We start from the raw sequence: 20,388 nt of genomic DNA, 5'->3' as shown, positions 1-20,388 counted from the left end.
GTGCCCGCCCTCGTACCACTGGTCGTGCCGCCCCGCCAGGTTCTGAGCAGGGGCTGATCGCCCAATCGGGTGCTGTTTGCGGGGGTTGAGTTCTCCTTGACCGGTATGTGCCCCATGCTGGCCGGGCCGATCAGCATGATCACGGGAAGGATCCGGCCGATGACCATCGCCGCACAGGACACCATCACCGCCAAGCTGGAGCGTCAGTTCGACCTGCTGGACGCCGACAAGGACGGCCGCGTGAACGGGGCGGAGTTCGCGACGATCGCCGACCGCTTCATCAAGGCCTACGGGCTCTCCGAGGACGACCACCGCGCCCGCTGCCTGCGGGCGATCAACGCGATGTACTGGGCCGAGCTGGTCCGCCACGTGGGCGCCGAGGGCAACGAGCTGGCGAAGGACGAGTTCGTCGTGGCCAGCCGGCTGGCGTCCATCGACAGCAGCCGCCTCAACGTGGTCGACGGCCTCGCCCGCACCACGTTCGACGTCATCGACGTCGACGGCGACCTCCAGATCAGCAAGGAGGAGTTCCTCCGCTTCCAGAGGGACGTGTGGGCGGTCGAGGCACCCGAGGCCATGGACGTCTTCGACAGGGTGGACATCGACGGCGACGGGTCGATCAGCCACATGGAGTTCATCCGCACGGTCCGCGAGTACTTCCTGTCGATGGACCCGGAGGCGCCGGGCAGCATGATCTTCGGCCGGGTCTGATCCCGGCCCCCGCGGCCCGCACATGACGGCGGCGGCAACACGCCCGCCGCCGTCGCTTCCGCCCCCGGCCCCCGCCTCGTACGCAGGCACCCCGCACCCCGCAGCGGCCCCGCCCGCTCACCGCCCCCGCACCTCGCAGCGGCCCCCGCCCGGTGGCGTGAACGCGGCGGCGGGATATCGTCCCTCTCGCGGCGCGTCGAGCCTTCCTCCGTGCCGCTCAGGGAGGGAACACATGCGCGTACCACTGCTGCGGCGCCTGGCCACGCTGGCCACGACGCTGGGGCTCACCTCGCTCGGGCTCCTCGGCGCCGGAGCGGCACCCGCACAGGCGGCGATCAGCGACTGCCCGTCGGGCTACTTCTGCGCCTGGAAGTCCGACAACGGCACGGGCACCATGTTCAAGACGAACAAGGACCTGGCCACGCTCGGCACCTGGGACAACTCGTTCCGCTCGGTCGTCAACCACACCAGCAAGTACGCCTGCGTGTACGACGAGCCGAACCACGACACGTCCGGCATGGTCGGCGTGTGGGACCCGGACCCGGCCGGCACCGAATGGGGCTACGAGCACGGCACGGTCAGCTCGATCAGGCTCGTCGCCACCTCGCGCGAGTGCGCCTACCAGCCCTACCCCAAGTGGTACTCCGGGCCCGCCCCCACCGCCCAGGGCTTCGGCGACATGAACGCCGACCGCAAGGCCGACGTCCTCGTACGGGACCGGGCCGGCCGCCTGTGGTTCCTGCCCGGCGACGGCACGGGCCGGCTCATCGGCAGCAGCGGCTGGAACGTCTTCAACGCCCTCGTCCGGCACGGCGACTACAGCGGTGACGGCCGCGAGGACGTCATCGCCCGCGAGGCGGCCACCGGCCGGCTGTGGCTGTACCCCGGCACCGGCACGGGCGCCCTCGGCGCGCGCAAGCTGATCGGCAACAGCGGCTGGAACGCCATGAGCCGCCTCGTCGGCTACGGCGACCTGTCCGGTGACGGGCGCACCGACCTGCTGGCCGTCGAGAAGTCCACCGGCCGGCTGTGGATGTACCCCGGTACGTCCACGGGCACCCTCGGCGCCCGCAAGCTGCTCGGCAACGGCGGCTGGAACGCCATGAACGCCCTCGTCGGCGCGGGCGACATGAACAGCGACGGCCGTCCCGACCTGATCGCCCGCGAGGCGTCCACGGGCAAACTGTGGCTGTACCCGGGCACCGGCACGGGAACGGTCGGCGCGCGCGTGCTGGTCGGCTCCGGCGGCTGGAACGTCATGGAGAACATCCTCGGCCTGGGCGACTTCACCGGCGACGGCCACGCCGACCTGGCCACGTCCACGCACAGCAGCTTCGTGAACGAGGCGTGCCGGGGCGTCGGCTGCCACCTCGTCTACACGGGCCGGGGCACCGGCTCGCTGAACCCGGGCGAGGTCGTCGCCGACGACTGGCACCACCTGAACGGCATCTTCTGACCGAGCCGACACGAGAGAGGGCCTCCGCGACAGCAGCGGGGGCCCTCTGTCGGGTTCACGGCGTCCGGCGCACGCTGTCCCGCCCGAGCGCGCTGTCGGTGGCGTTCCCGAGGACGACGGTGCTGTCCCGGGCGGCGCTCACATCGGACGGCCGGGTGGTGTCCCGGCCACCGGGCGGCGGCGCGGGCGCCGGCGGGGCCACGACCTGCGAGCCCGCACCGATGGCGCTGCTGTTCGCGTCGCCGTCGACGACGACGGCACCCGGGCCCGCGCGGAGCCGCCGCCCGCCGTCGCCCCGGCCGGTCCGGGCCAGGGCCACCACCGACACGACGAGGCCCAGCAGCGCCGCGCTCGCCCCGACGACGCTCGCGACCCGGTCCGCCGTGTCCAGGTCCCCCCACACGGCGACCCCGGCCAGCACCGCGGCCCCGGCTCCCGCGACCACCGCCAGCGCCCACAGCGCGGGCCGTACCCAGTGCGTCATCGTGTTCCCTCCTCGGTGCGCGGCTGCCCCCCGGTCCTGCGGAACCTGGCGGCGAGACGTCCACGGACACCCGCGGGCCCCTCGGCGGCGGTCTCCCGCTCCCAGCCGGCCAGCAGGGAGCCGTACGCCTCCGTCCACGGGTGCTCCTCCCCCTGCACCCGTCTGACGCCGTGTACCGCTGCCCGCATGTGCTCCAGCGCCTCCTGCCGGTGTCCCGTCTCCCACAGGGAGAGGGCGAGGCCCGCGCGGGTGGTCAGCGTGTCCGGATGGTCGGCGCCCCGGACGTGCCCCTGGTCCGCCAGCGCCTGCCGGAACACGGGGACGGCCTCGGCGAAACGGGAGGCGCCCAGATAGGCGTTGCCCAGGCACAGCCCGGCCTCCAGCGTGAGGTTGTGCTCGGGGCCGAACCTGTCCCGGCAGCGGGCCAACAGCGGCTCCGCCCGTTCGATGAGCCGCTCCGACTGCCCGGCGGCGCCGTACGCGAGGGTCACGTCGATCTCGGAGCGGACGATGTCGGGGTCGTCCGGGTCGAGGACGGCCCTGCGCGCGGTGAGCACCTGCTCGAACATCATCACGGCCAGCTCCGGTTGCCCGGCCGCCAGGCACCAGCCGGCCAGCTCGCTGTAGGCGCGCAGTGCCTCCGGGTGCTGCCGCCCGTACTGCTCGTTGAACTCGTTCGCGAGCCGGAGGGACAGCTCGAGACCCTCGTGGTGCTTCCCGGCCGAGCGCAGCGCCTTCGCCAGACGGAACCGCGCCATGCCGGTCAGATGGGCCTCCGACCCGAGCCGCCGCTCGTACTCCCCGGTGGCCGTCCGCCAGAAGGCGAGCGCGTCGTGCACCATCTCCGTGTCCAGCAGGCTGTCGCCCAGCGGGAACAGCACCGTATGGGCCCCGGCCGTCCACAGCCGTTCCCCGGCGGTCTCGATCAGTTCCCGCCCGTTGGCGCGCAGCACCGCGTGGAGATCGCGCTCCACCAGGTCCACGTCCGCCCACGCCTCGTGGAGGGCGCCCGACGCGGTGGCGACGGCCTCGTCGAGCCGTTCGTCCGGCACCGTCTCGCGCACGGCCCGAGCGGTCAGGGCGTGGATGCGCACGGTGTGGGTGCTGCTGGTGGTGTCGTGGCTGATCAGGCCGTACCGGTGAAGGAGGCGCAGCGCCTGGTCGACCTGCGTCTGGGTGACCGCCACCGCCGCCGCCTGGTCGCGCAGGAGGTGCGGCGCGTGTTCCTGGATCGTGCGGTACAGCGCCCGGCCGAGATGCGCGTGGACGCGAGGCGTGGCCCACAGCGACGCCGGCTGCCCCGCCGGGTCGAGGTGGGCGGCCACCTGGAGCGCGGCGCGCGCGTGGGGGCCCTGCGGGTCCCGGTCGGTGGCCTCCAGGGCCAGCAGCAGCGCGGTCGTGACCTGCCGCCCGTACTTGTCGGTGTCAGCCCAGGGCGGCAGTACGGCGTCCAGGCGGGCCTCGCGGTCCCGGAACAGCTCCAGGTACCTGCCGCAGGAGGTCTCCTCGCGGACCATGTACGCCGCCGCGTGCCCCAGCCCCAGGGGCAGATGGCCGAGCGCGGCGGCGAGGGCCTCCGTCCGGTCGTCGAGGAGGTGCGCCTTGCCGTCGTGGGTGAGCCGGTCGGTGAGGTAGGCCGTGGCTTCGGCGGACGTGTACGGGCCGACGTGGATGGCGGCCCGGCCCTGCCCGGTCAGTTTCGGCTCGTCGCGCAGCCGGGTGGTGGCCACGACCTGGCCGTTGCCCCGCGCGGGGTTGGGCCACCAGCCGGACACGGCGTCGGGGTCGGTGACGTCGTCCAGGACGACGAGCCAGCGGCGCGAGGTGGCGGCGAGCCAGTTCAGGAAGGCCCGCGCGTCGGCCTTCGGGTCCTCCCCTTCGGCACCCGGCACCCGGGCGAGCCGCGCCGCCTCGCTGTACGCCGCCACGATCTGCGCGGCGTCACCCGCCGACACCCACAGCACCAGATCCACACCGTCCGCGTACGCCGCCTGGGCGTGCGCGGCCGCCAACTGCGTCTTGCCGGTGCCGCCTTCCCCCACCAGCACGTGAGCGGACGGCCGTTGCCCGGCCCCCTGGGGCGGCCGCTCCAGCGCCTGCCGCAGCTCGGGGCGCGGCTGCAACGCGGACGCGGTGAGCGGTAACTCACCGACCGGGAGGGGCCATTCGACGGGCGGCTCCTGCCCGACGTAGGTCACGTGGACGGAGCTGTGGGGGCCGTTGGCGCTGAGGTGGCTGTTCCCCTGGATGTTCACCTTGTTGGGGCCGTGATCGTGGCCGGCCTTCTTCCGGTTCCTTCTCCACACCGCGGCCCCCGCTCCCGTCGCCCTGCCCCCCCTGCCGGTACGTCCACGGTAACGCCGTACGGCGGCACGGCGCGGGCACTCGACCGAAGACGAACGAGCGCCCGCGCGGCGGCGGTTCAGCGCACGGTACGGAGGAACGCGCCCCACGCCTCGGGCGCGACGGCCAGCCCGGGACGGGCGGTGTCCTTGGAGTCCCGGACGTGGACGGCGTGGGGACAGGCGGCGACCTCGACGCAGTTGCCGCCGTTCGGGAGGCTGTGGGAGGACTTGTGCCAATCGAAGGCGACTTCGACGCATTCGCCGCCGCTCGGGACGCTGTAGCTGCTCTTGAACCAGGTGAGGTTGTTCGTCATAGACCTTGTGCCACCTCTTCGATGAATTGTACGGATGCTTCGGGAGGGAGGGCTTGCGCCCGCAGGGTGCTGTAACGCATGAACATGTCGCCCAGGGCGGGCTGTTCGCTGATGAAATAGCGTCCGCTCTGTCCTTCGACGTATCCGAGTTGACCTTGGCGCTCGGCCGTCTCCAGCAGCACGAAGGGCCCGTTCAGGCCGGCATGGATCTCACGGTCCTCTGGCATCACCTGGACCGTGACGTTGGGCAAACGAGCGATGTCGAGCAGGTGTGTCAAACAGTCCTTGAGTACCTCCCGGCCACCGATGGGACGGGTCAGACAGGTCTTTTCCAGGACGTACGTGATGATGGGGCGCGGCTTTCTGTTGTACACGTCCTGACGCGCCATGCGTTCGGCGACCAAGGCTTCCGCCTGCTCCTCGTCCCACGCCGGGATGTGGCAGGCGAAGACGGCCTCGGCATAGCGCGGGCTCTGGAGGAGGCCGGGGATGACATCCGTGGAGAACATGTGGATGCCCGCCGCCTTCTTTTCCTCCTCCATGTAGTCCTCCCACCACGCTGGCACGCTGCTCGCGGTGATGGTCTCCGCGACCGCCTTCAGTGCACCTTGTGCACCGAGCAGTGCGTCCGCCAGCTCCACGAAGCGCTCCTTCGGCCTGCGCTCCCCCTTTTCGACCATTGCGACTTGGGACTTGGAGTACGAGGTGTGCTTGCCGAGCGCTTCCATCGTGACCCCGGCCCGTTCCCGATGGAACTTCAGTAGCCGCCCGAATGCGACGGCGGCACCAGCCGGTCCCTTGCTCGGCCTCTTGCCGTTGTTCACAGAGTTCACCGTCCATTTCCCCAGGTACACACCCCTGCACGAACGCCGTGTGGCGCTGGTCACAGTGAAGCGCAGCTTGCAAGCTGGTCGCATGAACTTCCCCAAGCCACTTGACACGGCGCCCTCTTGGGTCCCTGCCTCCGGCCACGCGTTGCGGCACGCGGGCGTGCATTTCGACGCGGTGCGGATCGCGGGAGTGCTCGCGGAGGACGTGGCGTACCGGCTGATGACGTACACCGACTTCCAGGCGGGGCCCATCGTCCGGGAGCTGACGGGGCGCCGGTACATGTACTTCCTGGTGCCGCCCGGCACGGCGGGGGCGCACCGGTGGCCGCCCGGTGAGACGCGGACGCTGACGCGGGGCAGCGGGTGCGCGGCGTACGTGGGGATCCCGGCGTTCGACGGGCTGACGTGGCCGCTGGACTGGAGGTCGCGGCCGACGGTGGCGATGCCGTTCGTGGAGCCGGACCTGCTGCACCTGCACGTCACGGAGGCGTGCGCGGAGCACGCGGCCCCGGCCGGAGAGCGGGGCGCGTAGCGCCGCCGGGGCGCGAAGGTGGTGGACGGCGGCATGCAGCGCTGCCGCCGCGCCTACCCGTACATGTGTCAGCAGCGCCAGCGGTGGACGGTGCCGCCGTCGGCGGTGAGCCACGTACCAGTAGTTGTCAGGCAAGGCTGAGTCGGTTCAAGTGCCGGGTCACGGTGCGGCCGTTGATCCGGTGGCCCAGGTCGGCGAGTTCATCGGTGATGCGTTGGGCCGACCATGTGTGTGCGCGCCGCCAGGTCTCGATGTGCTCTATGACCCATGTAGGTGTCGCCTGCGGACTCCGATGCGCGGTCTTGAAGTCCGGCGTCACCGTGATGTCGCCACCGGTTGACCCACTTCGACGCGCACGCCCGCGAGATTCCCATCTCGGCGGCCACGTGTGCGATAGGCCGGTTCTTGCATCGCTCGACCAAACGTCGTCGTCCTTCCATGCTGAGCGGCGCGTTCGCATGGGTCGTGCCTTGACCTCGCCGGAGCGGTTTGGCGGCACGCAATGCATGGTCTCCCGATCGGTTCAGATCTCTGCGGTCACGGCAGGCCGGACGGACTGGTCCGATTCCGCTTCTGACGCGTCATCGGGTGCACTGCGTCGCAAGTACGGGCTGGCCAGGGCGGGCAGGGTGGCGGCGATTGCCAGGACTGCCAGGCCGACCCCGAGGACGACCGGTGCTCGCAAGCCATGCGGCGGAATGAGCGCGGAGCCGACAGCGGACCCGATGATGACGCCGAGGGTGATGAACGAGCCATGGATCGTGTTCACCAGTGGTGCGGTGTTTCCTGCACGCTGGATGCGGACAACCATGGCGGGGTTCATGGTGACGCCGACCAGGCCGATGCCGAGCATGAACACCAGCGCCAGTGACGGAATGTCGGTGAAGAGCGCGAAGCCGGTGAGGAAGAGGGCGTTCAGCGCGGTGCCGAACAGCAGCGTGGAGATCGTGTGCTTGTCGGCCAGGCGGCCGACGACGAGATTCCCCACCAGGGTCGCCGCTCCGTAGATGAGCAAGAGTACGGGCACGAGGCTGTCCGGGAAGCCGGTGATTTCGGTGAGGATCGGGGTGAAGAAGCTGAATGCCGAGAACGTCGCTCCGATGATGAGCGTGCTGGAGGCGAGGGCGAGCAAGAACTGCGGCTTTCGCAGCACAGCCAGATTCGAACGGGTCGATGCGGCGGGCTCAACACCGCCGCCGGCCGGTGCGGCGGGGTTCGACACGAAGGCCAGCGTCAGGATGGCGGCGACCAGGGTGATCGCTGAGATCGTCCAGAACGCGGTCTGCCAGCCGAACCGGCCACCGACGAAGATCGCGAGCGGCAGGCCGAGCAGAGTCCCGAGCATCAGCCCGTTCATGACGACAGCGACCGCGCGTCCGCGCACCCGCTCGTCGACCAATTGGACGCCCATCGAGACCGAGACACCGAAGAACGCCTGCGAGGCGGCCCCGCTGATGATCCGGGCGAGGACCATCATCGGATACCCGGTCGCGAGCGCTGCGATGACGTTGCCGACGAGGAAGATCGCGAAGATGGTCATGAGCGCGCTCTTCGGCGGAACCTTGAGCAGGGCATAGGTGAGCAGTGGGCCTCCGACGGCCATCGCGACGGCGAAGATCGTCACGAGGTAGCCGATCTGCGGGATCCCGGTGCCGAGACCTTCCGCGAGCTGGGGCATGAGGCCTGCGACGGTGAACTCGCTGGTCACCATCGCGAACACCCCGGCGGTGAGGACGTACACCGCGGGTGGGACGGCCTTCTTCACGGCTGGTGCTGTTGCTGTGTTCAAGAGAGACCCTTTCTGTACTCCGTTATCCAAAATGCAGGCATGAAGAAGCGCCGCCGGGCAGCGGTGCTGTCAGTGCAGGAGGGAGCTCAATCCGGCCAGGGCGATCCGGCGGAGCGTCTCGACGTCGACGCCGGTCTGTGCGGTCACGCGCAGGCCCGAGATGACGGTACTGACGAGCACCGCCCCGTCGTCGGGATCTACGTCTTCGGCGATCGACCCGTCGACCTGGCCGGCCCGGATCGCTCCGGACAGAAGGGAGAGCCTCGCGCGTAGGTCGCGGTCGAGGATCCGGGCCACGCGCTCGTCCCGCTCGCGCAGGTCCGGGTTCATGAGGCTCTGTACGACCATGCAGCCGGCCGCGTGGCCGCGGTTCGCCGCCTGCAGCTCCTCGTCCACTACGACGTCGACGAGGGTGCGCAACCTCTCTGCGCCCGTCATTTCGTCGTCGGTGAGGATCGTCGATTGGCGCGCTCCGGTCGTCGCGACGTAGTGCTGCAAGGCCCGCACGAACAACTCATCCTTGGAGGTGAACGCGTTGTACAGGCTGCTGCGGCGCACGCCCGCCGCCTCGCAAAGCTGCTCGGTCGAGGTCTCGGCGAAGCCGTGCACGCGGAACTCACGCGCCGCGGCGTCAAGCACTGCGGTCTCGTCGAACGTGCGTGGTCTGGCCATGAGGCGAGCCTAGCACGTTTTGGATGACAGAATCCATAACGCCTGCTTCGTAGCCCGAGACGCCGCGCCGACCGTCACCAACCTCCTGCCCCGCAAGGCGACGGCCCAGGTGCGTCCCTCGCGCACGAGCCACTGGAGCCCGCCCGCGGTCTCCGCCGGTCCGGCGAGCTCGGCGGACGCGGTGGCCTCCGCCGATGTCGAGGATGCGTGCGTCGTCATCTTCCTGTCCCAGGGGGCGGCCGGTCAGGGGCTCAGGCGCCTACCGTGCCGTCGATGGCCTCGCGGAGGAAGTCGGCATGGCCGTTGTGGCGGCCGTACTCCAGGAGGACATGGGTCATCACCATGCGCAGGGAGACCTCCGCGTCCCAGCGCGGCTGGTGTCCGGTGAGGTCCAGCGACGCGGCCTCCCGCTCGATGCGGCGGGAGTTCTCCACCTCGGCCTCCCAGGCGGTGAACGCCTCCGCGCGGGTGGAGCGCGCCGCGTCGTACGCGGCCTGGAAGTCGATCGTGTCGGACCAGACCATGGGCGCGTCGTGGTCCTGGAACACCCGGCGGAACCAGGCGCGTTCGACCTCCGCCATGTGCCGTACGAGGCCGAGCAGCGACAGGGCCGACGGCGGCACGGAACGCTGCCGCAGCTGCTCGTCGGTGAGCCCTTCGCACTTCATGGCGAGGGTGGCGCGCTGGTAGTCGAGGAACGCGCGCAGGGTCTCGCGTTCGCCGCCGAGGAGGGGCGGGCTGACGCGGCGGTCGGTGGTCATGCCGGGTGCTCCTGGTGGGTGCGGGTTCGGCCGCCGTCCGGTGCGGGGCGGCGCGCATGCCGATGACACACCACGCGCACGCCGCCCCGCACCCCGGTTTCACCCGCCGCCGACCGCCGCCGGGGCGGGTGGAGGCCGGTCCGGGAGGCGTCAGGCGACGGTGCCGCAGTCCTCGACGAGGATCTTCTTCTGGGTGCGGCCCGAGCCGCTGCCGAGCGCCTCGATCTTCTTGACGACGTCCGAGCCCTCGACGACCTCGCCGAAGACGACGTGCTTGCCGTCCAGCCACGGGGTGGGGATGGTCGTGACGAAGAACTGCGAGCCGTTGGTGTTCGGGCCGCGGTTGGCCATGCTCAGCAGGAACGGCCGGTCGTGCTTCAGCTGGAAGCCCTCGTCCTCGAAGGCCTCGCCGTAGATGCTCTTGCCGCCGGTGCCGTTGCCGTCGGTGAAGTCACCGCCCTGCAGCATGAACTCGGGGATGACCCGGTGGAACGGCGAACCCTTGTAGCCGTAGCCGTTCTGGCCCGTGGCCAGCTCGCGGAAGTTGCGGGCCGTCTTGGGCACGATGTCGTCGAACAGCCGGAAGACGATCCGGCCGAGGTTCTCGCCGTTGGCGCTTACGTCGAAGTACACGTTTTCACTCATGGCGGCGATTCTGTACGACGGACGGGCCCGGCGCGATTTCGGCCCACCGCCCCGGCGCCGCCCGGCCGGTTCCGCCGCCGCCCGGCGGCCGGTGTCGGTGGCGGGTGGCAGCATCGGCGGCATGAATGCGCACAAGGACTGGTCGTCCCTGCCGTCCCCCGGCCGTATCGTCGCCGGGCTGGCCTTCCACGCGGCGTTCCTCGCCGTGATGGACGTGCCTCCCCGCCACACCCCCGAGCCGGGGCGGGTCGCGTACGACGACGGCGGCGGCAGCTCGTTCGTCCTGGACCTGGGCGGGGCCGCGCCCGTCCTCGCGGTGCGGGACCGCGACGAGCCCGCCGCCCGTCCGGACGACGAGGGGATACGCGCGGTGCTGGGGCGGTCGGGGCCGCCCGAGCCGTTCGCCTCCGCACCGGAGCGCGGCCTCAGCGGAGCGGCCCGCTGGGACGGGACGGCCTGGACGCCCGCGGCCGGCGTTCCGGGGCGCGTCGTCACCCACCTCACCGACGACGCGCACCTGCTGGCCGAGGCCGACATCGCCCTGGGGGAGGTCGCCGAGGGCGAGAGCGACCCGGACGCGCTGGCGGCCCTCCTGGCCTCGGTGCGCGCCGGCGCCTGGGACCGGGAGGCGGTCGAGGCCGCGGTGCGCCTGACCCCGTACGAGGACGACGAGGAACTGGACGCCGAGCCCGATCCCGAGGCGGCGCTCGACGTACTGGGCCTTTACGCCTCCGTCCTGCGCGAGGCCCTGGAGGCGGACCGGGCGCGCTGACCGGCGCCCCGGCCGCGCGGTCGTCCACGGGGCCGGGGCGCACGGCTGCGGTCCGTCAGTCCCGCGGGACGTCCCTGACGTAGACGAGGCCGTCGACGGAGCCCAGGTGGGCGGGGTCGAACGGGGCGTAGCCGAACCAGGGGGACTCGCGGGGCGCGGGCGGGGTGCCGCCGAGGGCGGCGGCCAGGCGGCCCGGGTCGACCAGGTGGCGGTCCTCCGGGAGGTCGTACAGGAGCCCCTCGACGGTGCCCGGCGGCGGCGCGTCCACGCCCCGGTGGGTGATCGTGCCGAGGGCGGTGGCGACGAACGCGTACTCCCTGCCGAGCCGGGAGGCGACCAGCGCGCCGGCGCCCCACCACTCCAGCAGCCCGCCGCCCATGCGCATGGCGCTCTCCTCGCGCTGGAGGTGGGTGTTGTGGGAGTACACGAGGACCGGGCCGCGCCCGGCGAGGGCGAGGAGGTTGTGCGCCATCATCCGGTCGCGCTCGGCCGCCAGCCGGGTCAGGCGGGCGGGCGACGGGTCCGCCATCGCGTGGTGGTAGCGCAGGAGGCCGGTGGCGGTGCGCCCGTACAGCAGGGCCCGCTCGTGGTCGCCTGGCGAGACCGCGGCGCGCAGGCGCGGCGCCTGGGTGTCGAGCAGGGCGACCAGGTCGTCGGCGAGCAGCCGCAGCTCGCGGGCCTCGTCGGACCGTCCGACGGAGCGGGCGGCGTCGTACATCGCGGCGGGCTCGGTCCACGCGTCGTCGGGGCCGAGCAGGCGGTCCAGGGTGTCGGCGGCGCAGGGCAGCAGGTCCGCGTCGAGATGGGCGGCGAGGTGGCGGTGGAGGGCGGTGAGGGCCTGGCGGGGGCTCGCGGCGGCCTCGATCTCCAGGGGGCCGTCGAATCCGGCGAAGCGGACCTGTTCGGAGGCGGGGCGGCGCTCGTTGTGGGCGCGCATCCAGCGGACGAGCTCCCGGTTGGCGGCCAAGGCGCCCCAGCCGTGGCTGAACCCGTGCTCCATGACGGCGTCGAGGTCGCCGGTGTCGGGACCGCCGGTGTCGGGGCGGTCGGTGTCGGGGAGGTCGGTGTCCGGGCCGCCGGTGTCCGGGGTGACGTGGGCGTCCACGGCGAGGCCCCTGAGGCAGTCGGTCTCCAGGGCGATGGTCTGGTAGCCGTACCGCTCGACCAACTGCCGGAACAGGTCGTTGCGGAGGCGGAGCAGGGCGTCCTCGCCGTGCGTCGGCTCGCCCAGGGCGAGTATCCGGGGCGGGGCGGGGAGGAGGCCGATCAGTGCGGAGGCGTCGAGGGGCTGGCTGGCGTCCTTGATGTCAGTGGCCATGGCTTCAACCGTATCGTTGAAGGCTCGGTTGAGACTTTTGCCGCGATACCCTCGGTGGCATGGGGCGGAACCTTCAAACGGGCGGATGGCTCAGGCCGGTTGACCTGGCGCGGGAGCACGGGCTGTCCACGCAGGCGGTGCGCAACTACGAGGAGGCGGGCATCCTGCCGCCCGCCGACCGGACGACGCACGGTTATCGCAGGTACACCGCCGCGCACGCGGCGGCGCTGAGGGCGTTCCTCGCGCTGGTGCCGGGGCACGGCCACGGGACGGCGGCGGCGGTCATGCGGGCCGTGAACGAGGGCGCGGCGCAGGAGGCGTTCCGGCTCGTCGACGAGAGCCACGCGCAGTTGCTGGAGGACCGGCGGACCCTGCACGCGGTGGAGGAGGCCCTGCGCGACCTGGAGCCGGTGAGGGGCGAGGAGCCGGGCTCCGGCCCGGGCGGGACGTTCATCGGGCCGCTGGCGCGGGGCCTCGGCATCCGCCCGGCGACGCTGCGCACCTGGGAGCGCGCCGGCCTGGTGCGCCCGCGCCGCGACCCGGTGACGGGGTACCGGGTGTACGGCGAGGCCGACGTGCGGGACGCCCGACTGGCGCACCAGCTGCGGCGCGGCGGCTACCCGCTGGAGCGGATCGCCCTGCTGCTCGACCAGGTCCGCTCGGCCGGCGGCCTGGAACCCCTGGGCGCCGCCCTGACCGACTGGCACGCCCGCCTGGCGGCCCGCGCCCGCGCGATGCTGACGGGCGCGGCGGCCCTCGACGCGTACCTCCGCACCCGCGACTGAGGCACCCCCGCCGACAGGCGGGAACCCTGCTGGGGGCAGGCTGACGCCGGGCGCCGGGCGCCGGGCGCCGGACCACGGATCCCGGACGGTCGGGCGTCGGACGGTGGGACGCAGGAACGGCCCCCGCCGCGCCCTGGTGGCGCGACGGGGGCCGTTTGCGCGGTGCGTGCGCCGTTACGCGAGGCTGTTGAAGGCGGAGCCCTCGCCCGCGTACAGGTTCGTCGTCCAGCGGCTGAACGGGGCCGTCACCGAGCCCGTCGAGCGGTAGACGTACGTGCCGTTCGCGCCGTACGCGATCAGGTCCGGGCGGCCGTCGGCGGTGACGTCGCCCGCGCCGACGAGCTGCGTGAACGCGTTCCAGCCCGAGCCGATCCGCACGCGGGTGCCGAAGCCGCCCGCGCCGTTGCCCTCGTACAGCCACAGCACGCCGTACGCGTCGCGCGCGACGAGGTCGCCGGCCGGGGTGCCCGCGATGTCGCCGACGGCGGTGACCGTGTTGTAGATCTGCCAGCCGCCGCCGACCCGGACGCGGTTGGCGAACGGGGCCGACGCGTTGCCGGTGCCCGGGTAGGCCCACAGCACGCCCGAGGTGTCGCGGGCGACGAGGTCGGCGCGGCCGTCGCCGGTGAGGTCGCCGCCGCCCGCCAGCTTGTCGTAGATCTGCCAGCCGCTGCCGACCTGGGCGCGCGCGGTGAAGCCGCCCGTGCCGGTGCCCTGGTACAGCCAGAGCGCGCCGGACGTGTCCCGCGCGAGGAGGTCGCCGACCGGGGAGCCGCCGAGGTTCCCCACGGCCTCGATCTGGTTGTAGATCTGCCAGCCCCGGCCGATCTGCTCCCGCTTGGCGGTGGTGACCTGCGTGCCCGTCGGCCAGTCGAACAGGTCGTCCCGCCACAGCGTGCCCGACGCGTCCCGCGCGAGGACGTCCGTGGAGCCGTTGTCGGTGAAGTCGTGCGGGTTCGCCTCGCGGGTCACGCCGAAACCGCCCGAAGCGGTCGCGGGGTCGCCCTCGTCCGGGGTCGCGGTGATCTGCCAGGTGTACGCGCCGTTCGGCGCGCTCGCGCCGCCCAGTACGCCGTCCCACGCGAACGAGAAGCGGCTGCCCTCGGCCGGCTGGGCCAGGCGCCGGGTGAGCGTACGGCCGGTCGCCTTGTGGGTGAGCGTGAGGTCCACGGTGGCGCTCGGACGGGAGAGCGTCCACTCCATCGGGACCGTGGTGCCCGGCTGCTCCAGGCTGACGGCGGTCGGGACGTTCGACTCCCGCACCGTCAGGGGCATGACCCGGTCGGAGTGCGCGACGAGCGTGGCGGTCGGGCGGCCCTGGTCGCCCACCTCGATGCGGAACAGGCCGTCCACGTCCGCCGAGGTGCCGCGCACCAGCAGCGTGCCGTCCGGGGCGTGGGCGACGCTGGAGTAGTGGTCCAGCAGTTGGTACGGCTCCGACGTCGCGCTCTTGGCGCTGCGCGCGTACAGCGGGCTCTGCACCACGTCCTGCACCGGGCCGGGGATGCCGTAGAGGAGCGTGTCCCACAGGACGCCCTCGATGCGGGCGCCGGCCAGGTGGCTTTCCATGCGGAAGTGCGTGGCGGTGGCGTCCGCCGCCACGACGAACCGGGTGTAACCGGTCGGGTAGTCCACCCACGCGGTGTAGTCGGCGGTGAACGCGCCCGTGGAGTTGTTGTTCCACGCGGCGATGTGCTGCGTGTCCGTGCCCGCGCTCCACGAGTCGACGGCCGTGTCGCCCTCGACGAGGGCCTGCGTCTTCCAGAACTGCGTCCGGTACGTCGCCTGCGACCACACGCGGTTGCTGCCCAGGACCAGCATCTGGTGGCCGGTGGTCGCGATGACCTTGAAGTCGATGCTGTAGAAGCCCGCCGAGCGCTTCGTCTTCTTCGTGATGCCGTCGGTCTGCGAGAGCTGCCACAGCTCGTGGTAGTCCTGGGTGGTCGGCACCTTCACGAAGAGGTTCCCGCCGACGACGCCGACGAGCTTCGCGCCGGGCTTGAACTCCGCCTCCAGGTCGACGGAGTAGGAGTTGACGGCGCCGGGGCTCATGTCCCGCACGGAGACCGTGGTGCCGCCGTCGCTGGTGACGACGGTGTCGGAGTGGCTGTCGTAGCCGACGGGTCCGGCCCCGGTGACCGGTACCACCGAGCCGTCGGCGAACCTGCGCCACTCCAGGACGGTGGCGCCGGAGCCGTCCTTCCGGGACGTGAGGTAACCGGTCTCACCGGTGCTGACGATGTCGGCACCGACGGGCAGGACCGCCTCGCTGGTGCTGGTGGCGCCGGGCTGCGGCGTGGTGGCCGCCTGGGCCGGAGCGGCGGCGGGGACGGCTGCGGCGGGAGCGGCCACGGCCCCCGGCGAGGTGAGGACGCCCGCGCCGACCGTCACGGCGAGAACGGTGGCGACGGAGGCGGCGAGACGGCGTCGGGTCGTACGGGCGGAAGCCAAGGAAGTCCCTCCAGGAGAGCCGAGCGGCACGCACATGGCGCGTGCCGCTCGCTCAGACTTTCGATGGCGCTTGAAGGTTGTACGGAGAATGGCGACCGCTCCCGCGCCGGACACGGCGCTCCCGGCGGCGACGGCTCGCGGGGGTGGTGGGGTGGTGCGGGGCGAACGCCGCCCCCTATTTCCGGGGTGGGAAACGCTACGTTGCGTTCGCGGTGAGGGTAATGAGCTCCTTGCGTGTCAGTCGCAATGCCCCAGCTCAATGGCGGGCGTTCGTTGCCTTGAGTATGTCGGTTAATGCAATGCCCTGCGGGCCTTCGTTGCAACGGCATGAGGGCGAACGCTACACTCCCGGTCTCATCGAGAGCGACGAAGGAGACCCCGATGCCGGGAGGCAGGCTCACCCAGCAGGACCGCCAGCAGATCGCGCTGGGACTGGCCGAGGGCCTCGCCTACGCCGAGATCGCCCGGCGTCTCGACCGTCCGACCTCCACCGTCACGCGCGAGGTGATGCGCAACGGGGGCCCCACCGCCTACCGCGCCGACCTCGCCCACCGCGCCACCGAGCGGCGCGCCCGCCGCCGCGGCCGGTCCGCGCCCCCGGGGGCGGAGGCGCCCGCGCAGGCCCACGGGCGGGACGCGGAGGCGGTGCGCGAGTACGAGGAGGTGTTCACCACCGTCCTCATGGCCTCCGGCATGCCCAAGATGATGTCCCGCGTCATGGCCTGCCTCACCCTCACCGACTCCGGCAGCCTCACCGCCGCCGATCTCGTGCGGCGCCTCCAGGTCAGTCCCGCGTCCGTGTCCAAGGCCGTCGCGTTCCTGGAGAGCCAGGGCCTCATCCGCCGGGAGCGGGACGAGCGGCGGCGCGAGCGGTACATCGTGGACGACGACGTCTGGTACCGGTCGATGATGGCCAGCGCCCGCTCCACCGCCGACCTGGTCGAGATCGCCCGGGAGGGCGTCGGCGTCCTCGGCCCCGGGACGCCGGCCGCGGCCCGCATGGAGAACATCGCCCGCTTCCTGGACTTCGTCTCCGAGAGCATCGCCCGCGCGGCGGAGCAGGCCCGCGACATCCTCCACTCGAGGTCCGCGCCGACGGCGGACGGCCCCGCCGAATAGGGCCGGACCGTCCCCGCTGGCCACTCCGCACGTAGTACTCTCCCCGCAGTGGTGGACACTCGTTACCTGCGGCTGGGGTGATCTCGATGGTGAGACGGAACGACGAGCGGCGCGCCGCCCTGGTCGACGCGGCGATCGAGGTGCTGGCCAGGGAGGGCGCGCGGGGGCTGACGTACCGGGCGGTGGACACCGAGGCGGCCGTGCCCCCGGGCACCGCGTCCAACTACTTCGCCAGCCGCGACGACCTGCTCACCCAGGCCGGCGCCCGCGTGTACGAGCGGCTGCAGCCCGACGAGGCCGTCTTCGCGCGCCAGCGCGCCGCGGGGCGCGACCGCGAGACGTACGTGGAGCTCATGCGCGAACTGGTCACCCGCGTCTCCTCGTTCCGCACCGGCTACCTGGCGCTGCTGGAGCTGCGCCTGGAGGCCACCCGCCGCCCCGAACTGCGCCGCGTCCTGACCGAACGGGTCCGCGCGGACGTGGACGGCAACGTCGAGTACCACGAGTCCTCGGGCCTGCCCGGCGACGCGATGGCCGTGAAGCTGCTGATGCTGGCCCTCAACTGGCTGATCGTGGAACAGCTCACCCTCCCGGACGTCTTCTCGCAGGAGGAGCGCGACGAACTGGTGCGTGCGGCGGTCGAGCGGATCGTCACGGAAGGCTAGGGCCGCTGCGCCCCGCCACGCCGGCGCCCCGCCACGCCGACGGCCCGCCACGCCGCTGGCCCGCCCCCGAAGGGCCTCGCGGCCCGGCCGGGGACGCCGGTCAGGACGGGGCGAGGACGCAGAACTCGTGGCCCTCCGGGTCCGCCAGGACCGTCCACGGCGCGTCGCCCTGGCCCAGGTCCAAGTCCCGGGCGCCCAGGGCGCGCAGCCGAGCCACCTCCGCCGCCTGGTCGTCGCCCGGGTACGGCAGCAGGTCGAGGTGGACGCGGCCCGGCGCGGCCGGCGCGTTCGGCGTGCGGAGGAACTCCAGGTACGGGCCGTTGCCCCGGGCCGAGCGCAGCACGGCCCGGTCGTCGGTCACCTCGTGCGGCGTCCAGTCGATCGCCTCGCCCCAGAACGCGGCCATGGCACGCGGATCCGCGCAGTCGACGACCACCGCGGCGATCGGGCCCGTGTCCCGGTAGACCTCCCGGGGCTCCAGCACGCAGAAGACATTGCCCTCCGGGTCCGCGAGGACCGTCCACGGCACATCGCCCTGGCCCACGTCGGCCGGCGTCGCCCCGAGGGCCCTCAGCCGCGCGACGAGCTCCGCCTGCCGGGCGGGGGAGTCGGTGGCGATGTCCAGGTGCACCCGGTTCTTCACCCCGGCCGCCGCCGCGAGCCCGGCGACGGGCACGACGTCGACACCGACGAACACCGGGTCCGGCCAGACCAGTTCGCCCCCCGGAGGCCCGACGTACGTGGTCACGCCCGGGCTGAACGCCTGCCAGCCGAGCGCCTCCGCCCAGAACCGGCCGACCGCCGCCGCGTCGACGGCCTTGATGATCACGTGGACGGGTCGCAGCGCCATACGGCGATCCTAAGCGGCCGCCCCTCACCCCTCCCCGTGCCCGAACCACTCCTCCGCCGCGCCCTCCAGCGTGCCGCTGCGGGTGTGGGGCAGTTCGCGGAGGTACCACGGCAGGTCGCTGTACACGTGGAGGAGGGTGTACGCCATCGCCGTGCGCGGGCACACGGGGCGGCCGTACGCGCGCGTGAGGCGGGACATCAGTGTCCGGTCGGCGGCCGTGACGAAGACGCCCACGCCGACGAAGTCGTACGCGGGGTCACCGATCATCGCGGGCTCGAAGTCGAACAGGCCCGTCAGACGCCAGCCGTCCGGTTCGACGAGGAAGTGCTGTCGCATGACCTCCGTGTGGAGCAGCGCGGGACGGGGCGGGACGCGCGGCAGCGGCACCGACGCCAGGAAGTCCGGGATCTGCTCCAGCCACGCCTCCGGCAGGCCCCGCTCCCGCTGACGGTCCACCGCCGCCGCCCGCCGTCCGTCCAGGAACGCACCCCAGTCGCCCGGCCCCAGCACACCGGCGAGCGGCGCCGGGTCCAGGGCGTGCAGCACCGCCAGCGCCTCGCCGATCTCCGCCACCAGCCGCTCCCGGTCGCCGGCCGGGACCGACGCCCACACGCGCGCCAGGTTCCGCCCGCCCAGCCGGGACATGAGCACGTACCGCCAGCCGTTCTCGTACACGCCGGCCGCCCGGACCTCCGGGGTCGGCACCGGCAGCCGGCCCTCCAGATGCGACAGGACCCGGCCCTCCGCGAGGCCGTCCGCCGCGGCGGCGGCGGGGAACAGCTTCAGTACGTGCTCCTCGCCCACCGCGTACACCGGCTGCGACCCCTCCGCGAACCGCACCACCGGCGCCCCCGCCAGACCCAGGCGGGCGCACAGGTCCACCACCCCCGGCCGCATCACCGCCTCGTCGGGTACGACGGTGTCCCAGTCCTCGTCAGTTTCCACCAAGGGCAGCATGGGCGGACCGTAGGGCCGAACCGGGCCGCTCGGCAACGGCGTTAATCGGTTGAGCGAGCGCGCGGGCAGTGGCGAGGATGGCCGGGTGGAACGCGTCGACACCCCCGGCCTCCTCCTGCGCACCGCGCGGATGGAGCTCAGCCCCTTCACCGAGCACGACGAACCGCTGATCGTCGCCCTGGACGGCGACCCGGAGGTGATGCGGTACATCTCGGGCGGCCGGCCCACACCCCCGGAGGTCGTACGGGAACGGGCCATGCCACAGCTCATGCGGCGGTACGCGTGCCTCGGCGGCCTGCCCGGGTTCTGGGCCGCGCGGGACGGCGGCACGTTCCTCGGGTGGTTCGAACTGCGGCCGGTGCGGGACGACAGCGCCGACACCGTGGAGCTCGGCTACCGGCTGCGGCGGGAGGTCTGGGGGCGGGGGTACGCCACCGAGGGGGCGCGGGCCCTCGTCGAGTGGGCCTTCACCGACCTGGGCGTGCGGCGCGTGACCGCCAACACCATGGCCGTCAACGCCGGGTCGCGGCGGGTCATGGAGAAGAGCGGGCTGCGGTTCCTGCGGGCGTTCACCGGGGAGTGGCCCGAGCGGATCGAGGGCTCGGAGCACGGGGAGGTCGAGTACGACGCAACCCCCACCACCTGGCCCCCGAAGTAACCCGCAGCCCCCCTGCGGGCCCACCCCCGGCGCCCTGCTGGCCACCCGCGCTGCCCATTTGCCGCAGCCGCAGCTGCTGCCGCTGCGGGCACGGGCATGCCCCCCGTTGTGGGCAGTCGTTCCTCCCCCAAGGACTTCGTCCAGGGTGTACCCCCAGGGGCGATGGGGGTCCCCCCTGCTCGAGCGAAGCCGAGAGCTTGGGGGAGGGTGGGCACAACGGGGTACCCCGCCCGGGAGGGTGCCCACCGGTGCGTGCGGCGCAGGAGGCGGCACC

Annotated in this window: 20 protein-coding genes and 1 pseudogene; 8 read left to right on the top strand and 13 right to left on the bottom strand. The window is 72.6% G+C overall.

Features of this window, described 5'->3' with window-relative positions; genetic code table 11:
* The first annotated feature begins 159 nt into the window (after window positions 1-159).
* Complete coding sequence (locus ACSUPT_RS12735; RefSeq protein ID WP_351964550.1) at window positions 160-711, top strand: EF-hand domain-containing protein; 552 nt, start codon at window positions 160-162, stop codon at window positions 709-711.
* A gap of 232 nt (window positions 712-943) precedes the next feature.
* The gene (locus ACSUPT_RS12730) at window positions 944-2,167 is read left to right on the top strand and encodes an FG-GAP-like repeat-containing protein (RefSeq protein WP_403499373.1); all 1,224 of its coding nucleotides are present in this window, start codon (window positions 944-946) and stop codon (window positions 2,165-2,167) included.
* Between the two features lie 55 nt (window positions 2,168-2,222).
* Here ACSUPT_RS12730 and ACSUPT_RS12725 read toward each other — a convergent pair whose 3' ends face one another.
* The 4 genes from ACSUPT_RS12725 to ACSUPT_RS12710 all read right to left on the bottom strand — a co-directional run bounded on the left by ACSUPT_RS12725 (window position 2,223) and on the right by ACSUPT_RS12710 (window position 6,134).
* Window positions 2,223-2,651: a hypothetical protein gene (locus ACSUPT_RS12725; protein WP_436944314.1), complete on the bottom strand. Its 429-nt coding sequence runs from the start codon at window positions 2,649-2,651 to the stop codon at window positions 2,223-2,225.
* Window positions 2,648-4,957 carry a tetratricopeptide repeat protein gene (locus ACSUPT_RS12720; protein WP_436944313.1) on the bottom strand — a complete coding sequence of 770 codons (2,310 nt, stop codon included), beginning with the start codon at window positions 4,955-4,957 and terminating at the stop codon, window positions 2,648-2,650. Before ACSUPT_RS12720 ends, ACSUPT_RS12725 begins: the two co-directional genes overlap by 4 nt.
* Window positions 4,958-5,073: 116 nt before the next feature.
* Window positions 5,074-5,310, bottom strand: coding sequence for a DUF397 domain-containing protein (locus tag ACSUPT_RS12715; protein WP_361663851.1), 237 nt, complete (start codon window positions 5,308-5,310; stop codon window positions 5,074-5,076).
* Complete coding sequence (locus tag ACSUPT_RS12710) at window positions 5,307-6,134, bottom strand: helix-turn-helix domain-containing protein (RefSeq protein WP_361663848.1); 828 nt, start codon at window positions 6,132-6,134, stop codon at window positions 5,307-5,309. Before ACSUPT_RS12710 ends, ACSUPT_RS12715 begins: the two co-directional genes overlap by 4 nt.
* A 91-nt stretch (window positions 6,135-6,225) precedes the next feature.
* On the opposite strand from ACSUPT_RS12710, the gene ACSUPT_RS12705 reads away from it, so the two are divergent.
* Window positions 6,226-6,672 (top strand): hypothetical protein, encoded by a 447-nt coding sequence (locus ACSUPT_RS12705; protein WP_436944311.1) that lies wholly within the window; start codon window positions 6,226-6,228, stop codon window positions 6,670-6,672.
* A gap of 290 nt (window positions 6,673-6,962) precedes the next feature.
* On the opposite strand, the pseudogene ACSUPT_RS12700 reads toward ACSUPT_RS12705, so the two are convergent.
* From ACSUPT_RS12700 to ACSUPT_RS12680, 5 genes and pseudogenes are all read right to left on the bottom strand, one after another.
* Window positions 6,963-7,112, bottom strand: a pseudogene (locus ACSUPT_RS12700) (helix-turn-helix domain-containing protein); the annotation flags it as partial.
* Window positions 7,113-7,195: 83 nt separating this feature from the next.
* Complete coding sequence (locus ACSUPT_RS12695) at window positions 7,196-8,437, bottom strand: MFS transporter (RefSeq protein ID WP_436944310.1); 1,242 nt, start codon at window positions 8,435-8,437, stop codon at window positions 7,196-7,198.
* 93 nt (window positions 8,438-8,530) lie between these two features.
* Window positions 8,531-9,133: a TetR/AcrR family transcriptional regulator gene (locus ACSUPT_RS12690; RefSeq protein WP_403499353.1), complete on the bottom strand. Its 603-nt coding sequence runs from the start codon at window positions 9,131-9,133 to the stop codon at window positions 8,531-8,533.
* Between the two features lie 251 nt (window positions 9,134-9,384).
* Window positions 9,385-9,894, bottom strand: coding sequence for a DinB family protein (locus ACSUPT_RS12685; protein WP_399218829.1), 510 nt, complete (start codon window positions 9,892-9,894; stop codon window positions 9,385-9,387).
* Between the two features lie 150 nt (window positions 9,895-10,044).
* Complete coding sequence (locus ACSUPT_RS12680; protein ID WP_351964540.1) at window positions 10,045-10,539, bottom strand: peptidylprolyl isomerase; 495 nt, start codon at window positions 10,537-10,539, stop codon at window positions 10,045-10,047.
* 121 nt (window positions 10,540-10,660) lie between these two features.
* Between ACSUPT_RS12680 and ACSUPT_RS12675 the strand changes: the two genes are divergently transcribed.
* Window positions 10,661-11,311: a hypothetical protein gene (locus ACSUPT_RS12675; RefSeq protein WP_436944308.1), complete on the top strand. Its 651-nt coding sequence runs from the start codon at window positions 10,661-10,663 to the stop codon at window positions 11,309-11,311.
* Between the two features lie 55 nt (window positions 11,312-11,366).
* Here the strand turns inward: ACSUPT_RS12675 and ACSUPT_RS12670 are convergent, their stop codons facing one another.
* Window positions 11,367-12,629 (bottom strand): erythromycin esterase family protein, encoded by a 1,263-nt coding sequence (locus ACSUPT_RS12670; RefSeq protein ID WP_436944306.1) that lies wholly within the window; start codon window positions 12,627-12,629, stop codon window positions 11,367-11,369.
* A gap of 59 nt (window positions 12,630-12,688) precedes the next feature.
* On the opposite strand from ACSUPT_RS12670, the gene ACSUPT_RS12665 reads away from it, so the two are divergent.
* Window positions 12,689-13,414 carry a TioE family transcriptional regulator gene (locus ACSUPT_RS12665; RefSeq protein WP_436944305.1) on the top strand — a complete coding sequence of 242 codons (726 nt, stop codon included), beginning with the start codon at window positions 12,689-12,691 and terminating at the stop codon, window positions 13,412-13,414.
* A gap of 174 nt (window positions 13,415-13,588) precedes the next feature.
* Here ACSUPT_RS12665 and ACSUPT_RS12660 read toward each other — a convergent pair whose 3' ends face one another.
* Entirely contained in the window at window positions 13,589-15,865 is a 2,277-nt protein-coding gene (locus ACSUPT_RS12660) for an FG-GAP repeat domain-containing protein (protein ID WP_436944303.1), read from the bottom strand.
* A gap of 381 nt (window positions 15,866-16,246) precedes the next feature.
* On the opposite strand from ACSUPT_RS12660, the gene ACSUPT_RS12655 reads away from it, so the two are divergent.
* Window positions 16,247-16,984, top strand: a complete 738-nt coding sequence (locus ACSUPT_RS12655; RefSeq protein WP_351964533.1) for a GbsR/MarR family transcriptional regulator — start codon at window positions 16,247-16,249, stop codon at window positions 16,982-16,984.
* Window positions 16,985-17,070: 86 nt separating this feature from the next.
* Window positions 17,071-17,649 (top strand): TetR/AcrR family transcriptional regulator, encoded by a 579-nt coding sequence (locus ACSUPT_RS12650; protein WP_351964532.1) that lies wholly within the window; start codon window positions 17,071-17,073, stop codon window positions 17,647-17,649.
* Window positions 17,650-17,749: 100 nt separating this feature from the next.
* Here the strand turns inward: ACSUPT_RS12650 and ACSUPT_RS12645 are convergent, their stop codons facing one another.
* The gene (locus tag ACSUPT_RS12645; RefSeq protein ID WP_436944300.1) at window positions 17,750-18,499 is read right to left on the bottom strand and encodes a VOC family protein; all 750 of its coding nucleotides are present in this window, start codon (window positions 18,497-18,499) and stop codon (window positions 17,750-17,752) included.
* A gap of 24 nt (window positions 18,500-18,523) precedes the next feature.
* Window positions 18,524-19,456, bottom strand: a complete 933-nt coding sequence (locus ACSUPT_RS12640) for a phosphotransferase family protein (protein WP_361663817.1) — start codon at window positions 19,454-19,456, stop codon at window positions 18,524-18,526.
* Between the two features lie 130 nt (window positions 19,457-19,586).
* Here ACSUPT_RS12640 and ACSUPT_RS12635 point away from each other — a divergent pair, with 130 nt between their 5' ends.
* A complete protein-coding gene (locus ACSUPT_RS12635; RefSeq protein ID WP_436946207.1) occupies window positions 19,587-20,114 on the top strand; it encodes a GNAT family N-acetyltransferase in 528 nt (175 codons plus the stop codon).
* The last annotated feature ends 274 nt before the right edge of the window (window positions 20,115-20,388 follow it).

This window comes from Streptomyces sp. SudanB25_2051 (assembly GCF_964272635.1).
Lineage (GTDB): Bacteria > Actinomycetota > Actinomycetes > Streptomycetales > Streptomycetaceae > Streptomyces.
The sequence above is the reverse complement of the archived record's forward strand: the minus strand, read 5'-3'. Positions and strand labels throughout refer to the sequence as shown.

Excerpts from the sequence above, each read along its gene's own strand:
- ACSUPT_RS12635 (WP_436946207.1), top strand. The coding sequence starts at position 19,587 with ATGGAGCTCAGCCCCTTCACCGAGCACGACGAACCGCTGATCGTCGCC.
- ACSUPT_RS12730 (WP_403499373.1), top strand. The coding sequence starts at position 944 with ATGCGCGTACCACTGCTGCGGCGCCTGGCCACGCTGGCCACGACGCTG.
- ACSUPT_RS12650 (WP_351964532.1), top strand. The coding sequence starts at position 17,071 with ATGGTGAGACGGAACGACGAGCGGCGCGCCGCCCTGGTCGACGCGGCG.
- ACSUPT_RS12670 (WP_436944306.1), bottom strand. The coding sequence starts at position 12,629 with ATGGCCACTGACATCAAGGACGCCAGCCAGCCCCTCGACGCCTCCGCA.
- ACSUPT_RS12645 (WP_436944300.1), bottom strand. The coding sequence starts at position 18,499 with ATGGCGCTGCGACCCGTCCACGTGATCATCAAGGCCGTCGACGCGGCG.
- ACSUPT_RS12680 (WP_351964540.1), bottom strand. The coding sequence starts at position 10,539 with ATGAGTGAAAACGTGTACTTCGACGTAAGCGCCAACGGCGAGAACCTC.
- ACSUPT_RS12735 (WP_351964550.1), top strand. The coding sequence starts at position 160 with ATGACCATCGCCGCACAGGACACCATCACCGCCAAGCTGGAGCGTCAG.
- ACSUPT_RS12690 (WP_403499353.1), bottom strand. The coding sequence starts at position 9,133 with ATGGCCAGACCACGCACGTTCGACGAGACCGCAGTGCTTGACGCCGCG.
- ACSUPT_RS12725 (WP_436944314.1), bottom strand. The coding sequence starts at position 2,651 with ATGACGCACTGGGTACGGCCCGCGCTGTGGGCGCTGGCGGTGGTCGCG.
- ACSUPT_RS12685 (WP_399218829.1), bottom strand. The coding sequence starts at position 9,894 with ATGACCACCGACCGCCGCGTCAGCCCGCCCCTCCTCGGCGGCGAACGC.
- ACSUPT_RS12640 (WP_361663817.1), bottom strand. The coding sequence starts at position 19,456 with ATGCTGCCCTTGGTGGAAACTGACGAGGACTGGGACACCGTCGTACCC.
- ACSUPT_RS12655 (WP_351964533.1), top strand. The coding sequence starts at position 16,247 with ATGCCGGGAGGCAGGCTCACCCAGCAGGACCGCCAGCAGATCGCGCTG.
- ACSUPT_RS12665 (WP_436944305.1), top strand. The coding sequence starts at position 12,689 with ATGGGGCGGAACCTTCAAACGGGCGGATGGCTCAGGCCGGTTGACCTG.
- ACSUPT_RS12715 (WP_361663851.1), bottom strand. The coding sequence starts at position 5,310 with ATGACGAACAACCTCACCTGGTTCAAGAGCAGCTACAGCGTCCCGAGC.
- ACSUPT_RS12705 (WP_436944311.1), top strand. The coding sequence starts at position 6,226 with ATGAACTTCCCCAAGCCACTTGACACGGCGCCCTCTTGGGTCCCTGCC.
- ACSUPT_RS12675 (WP_436944308.1), top strand. The coding sequence starts at position 10,661 with ATGAATGCGCACAAGGACTGGTCGTCCCTGCCGTCCCCCGGCCGTATC.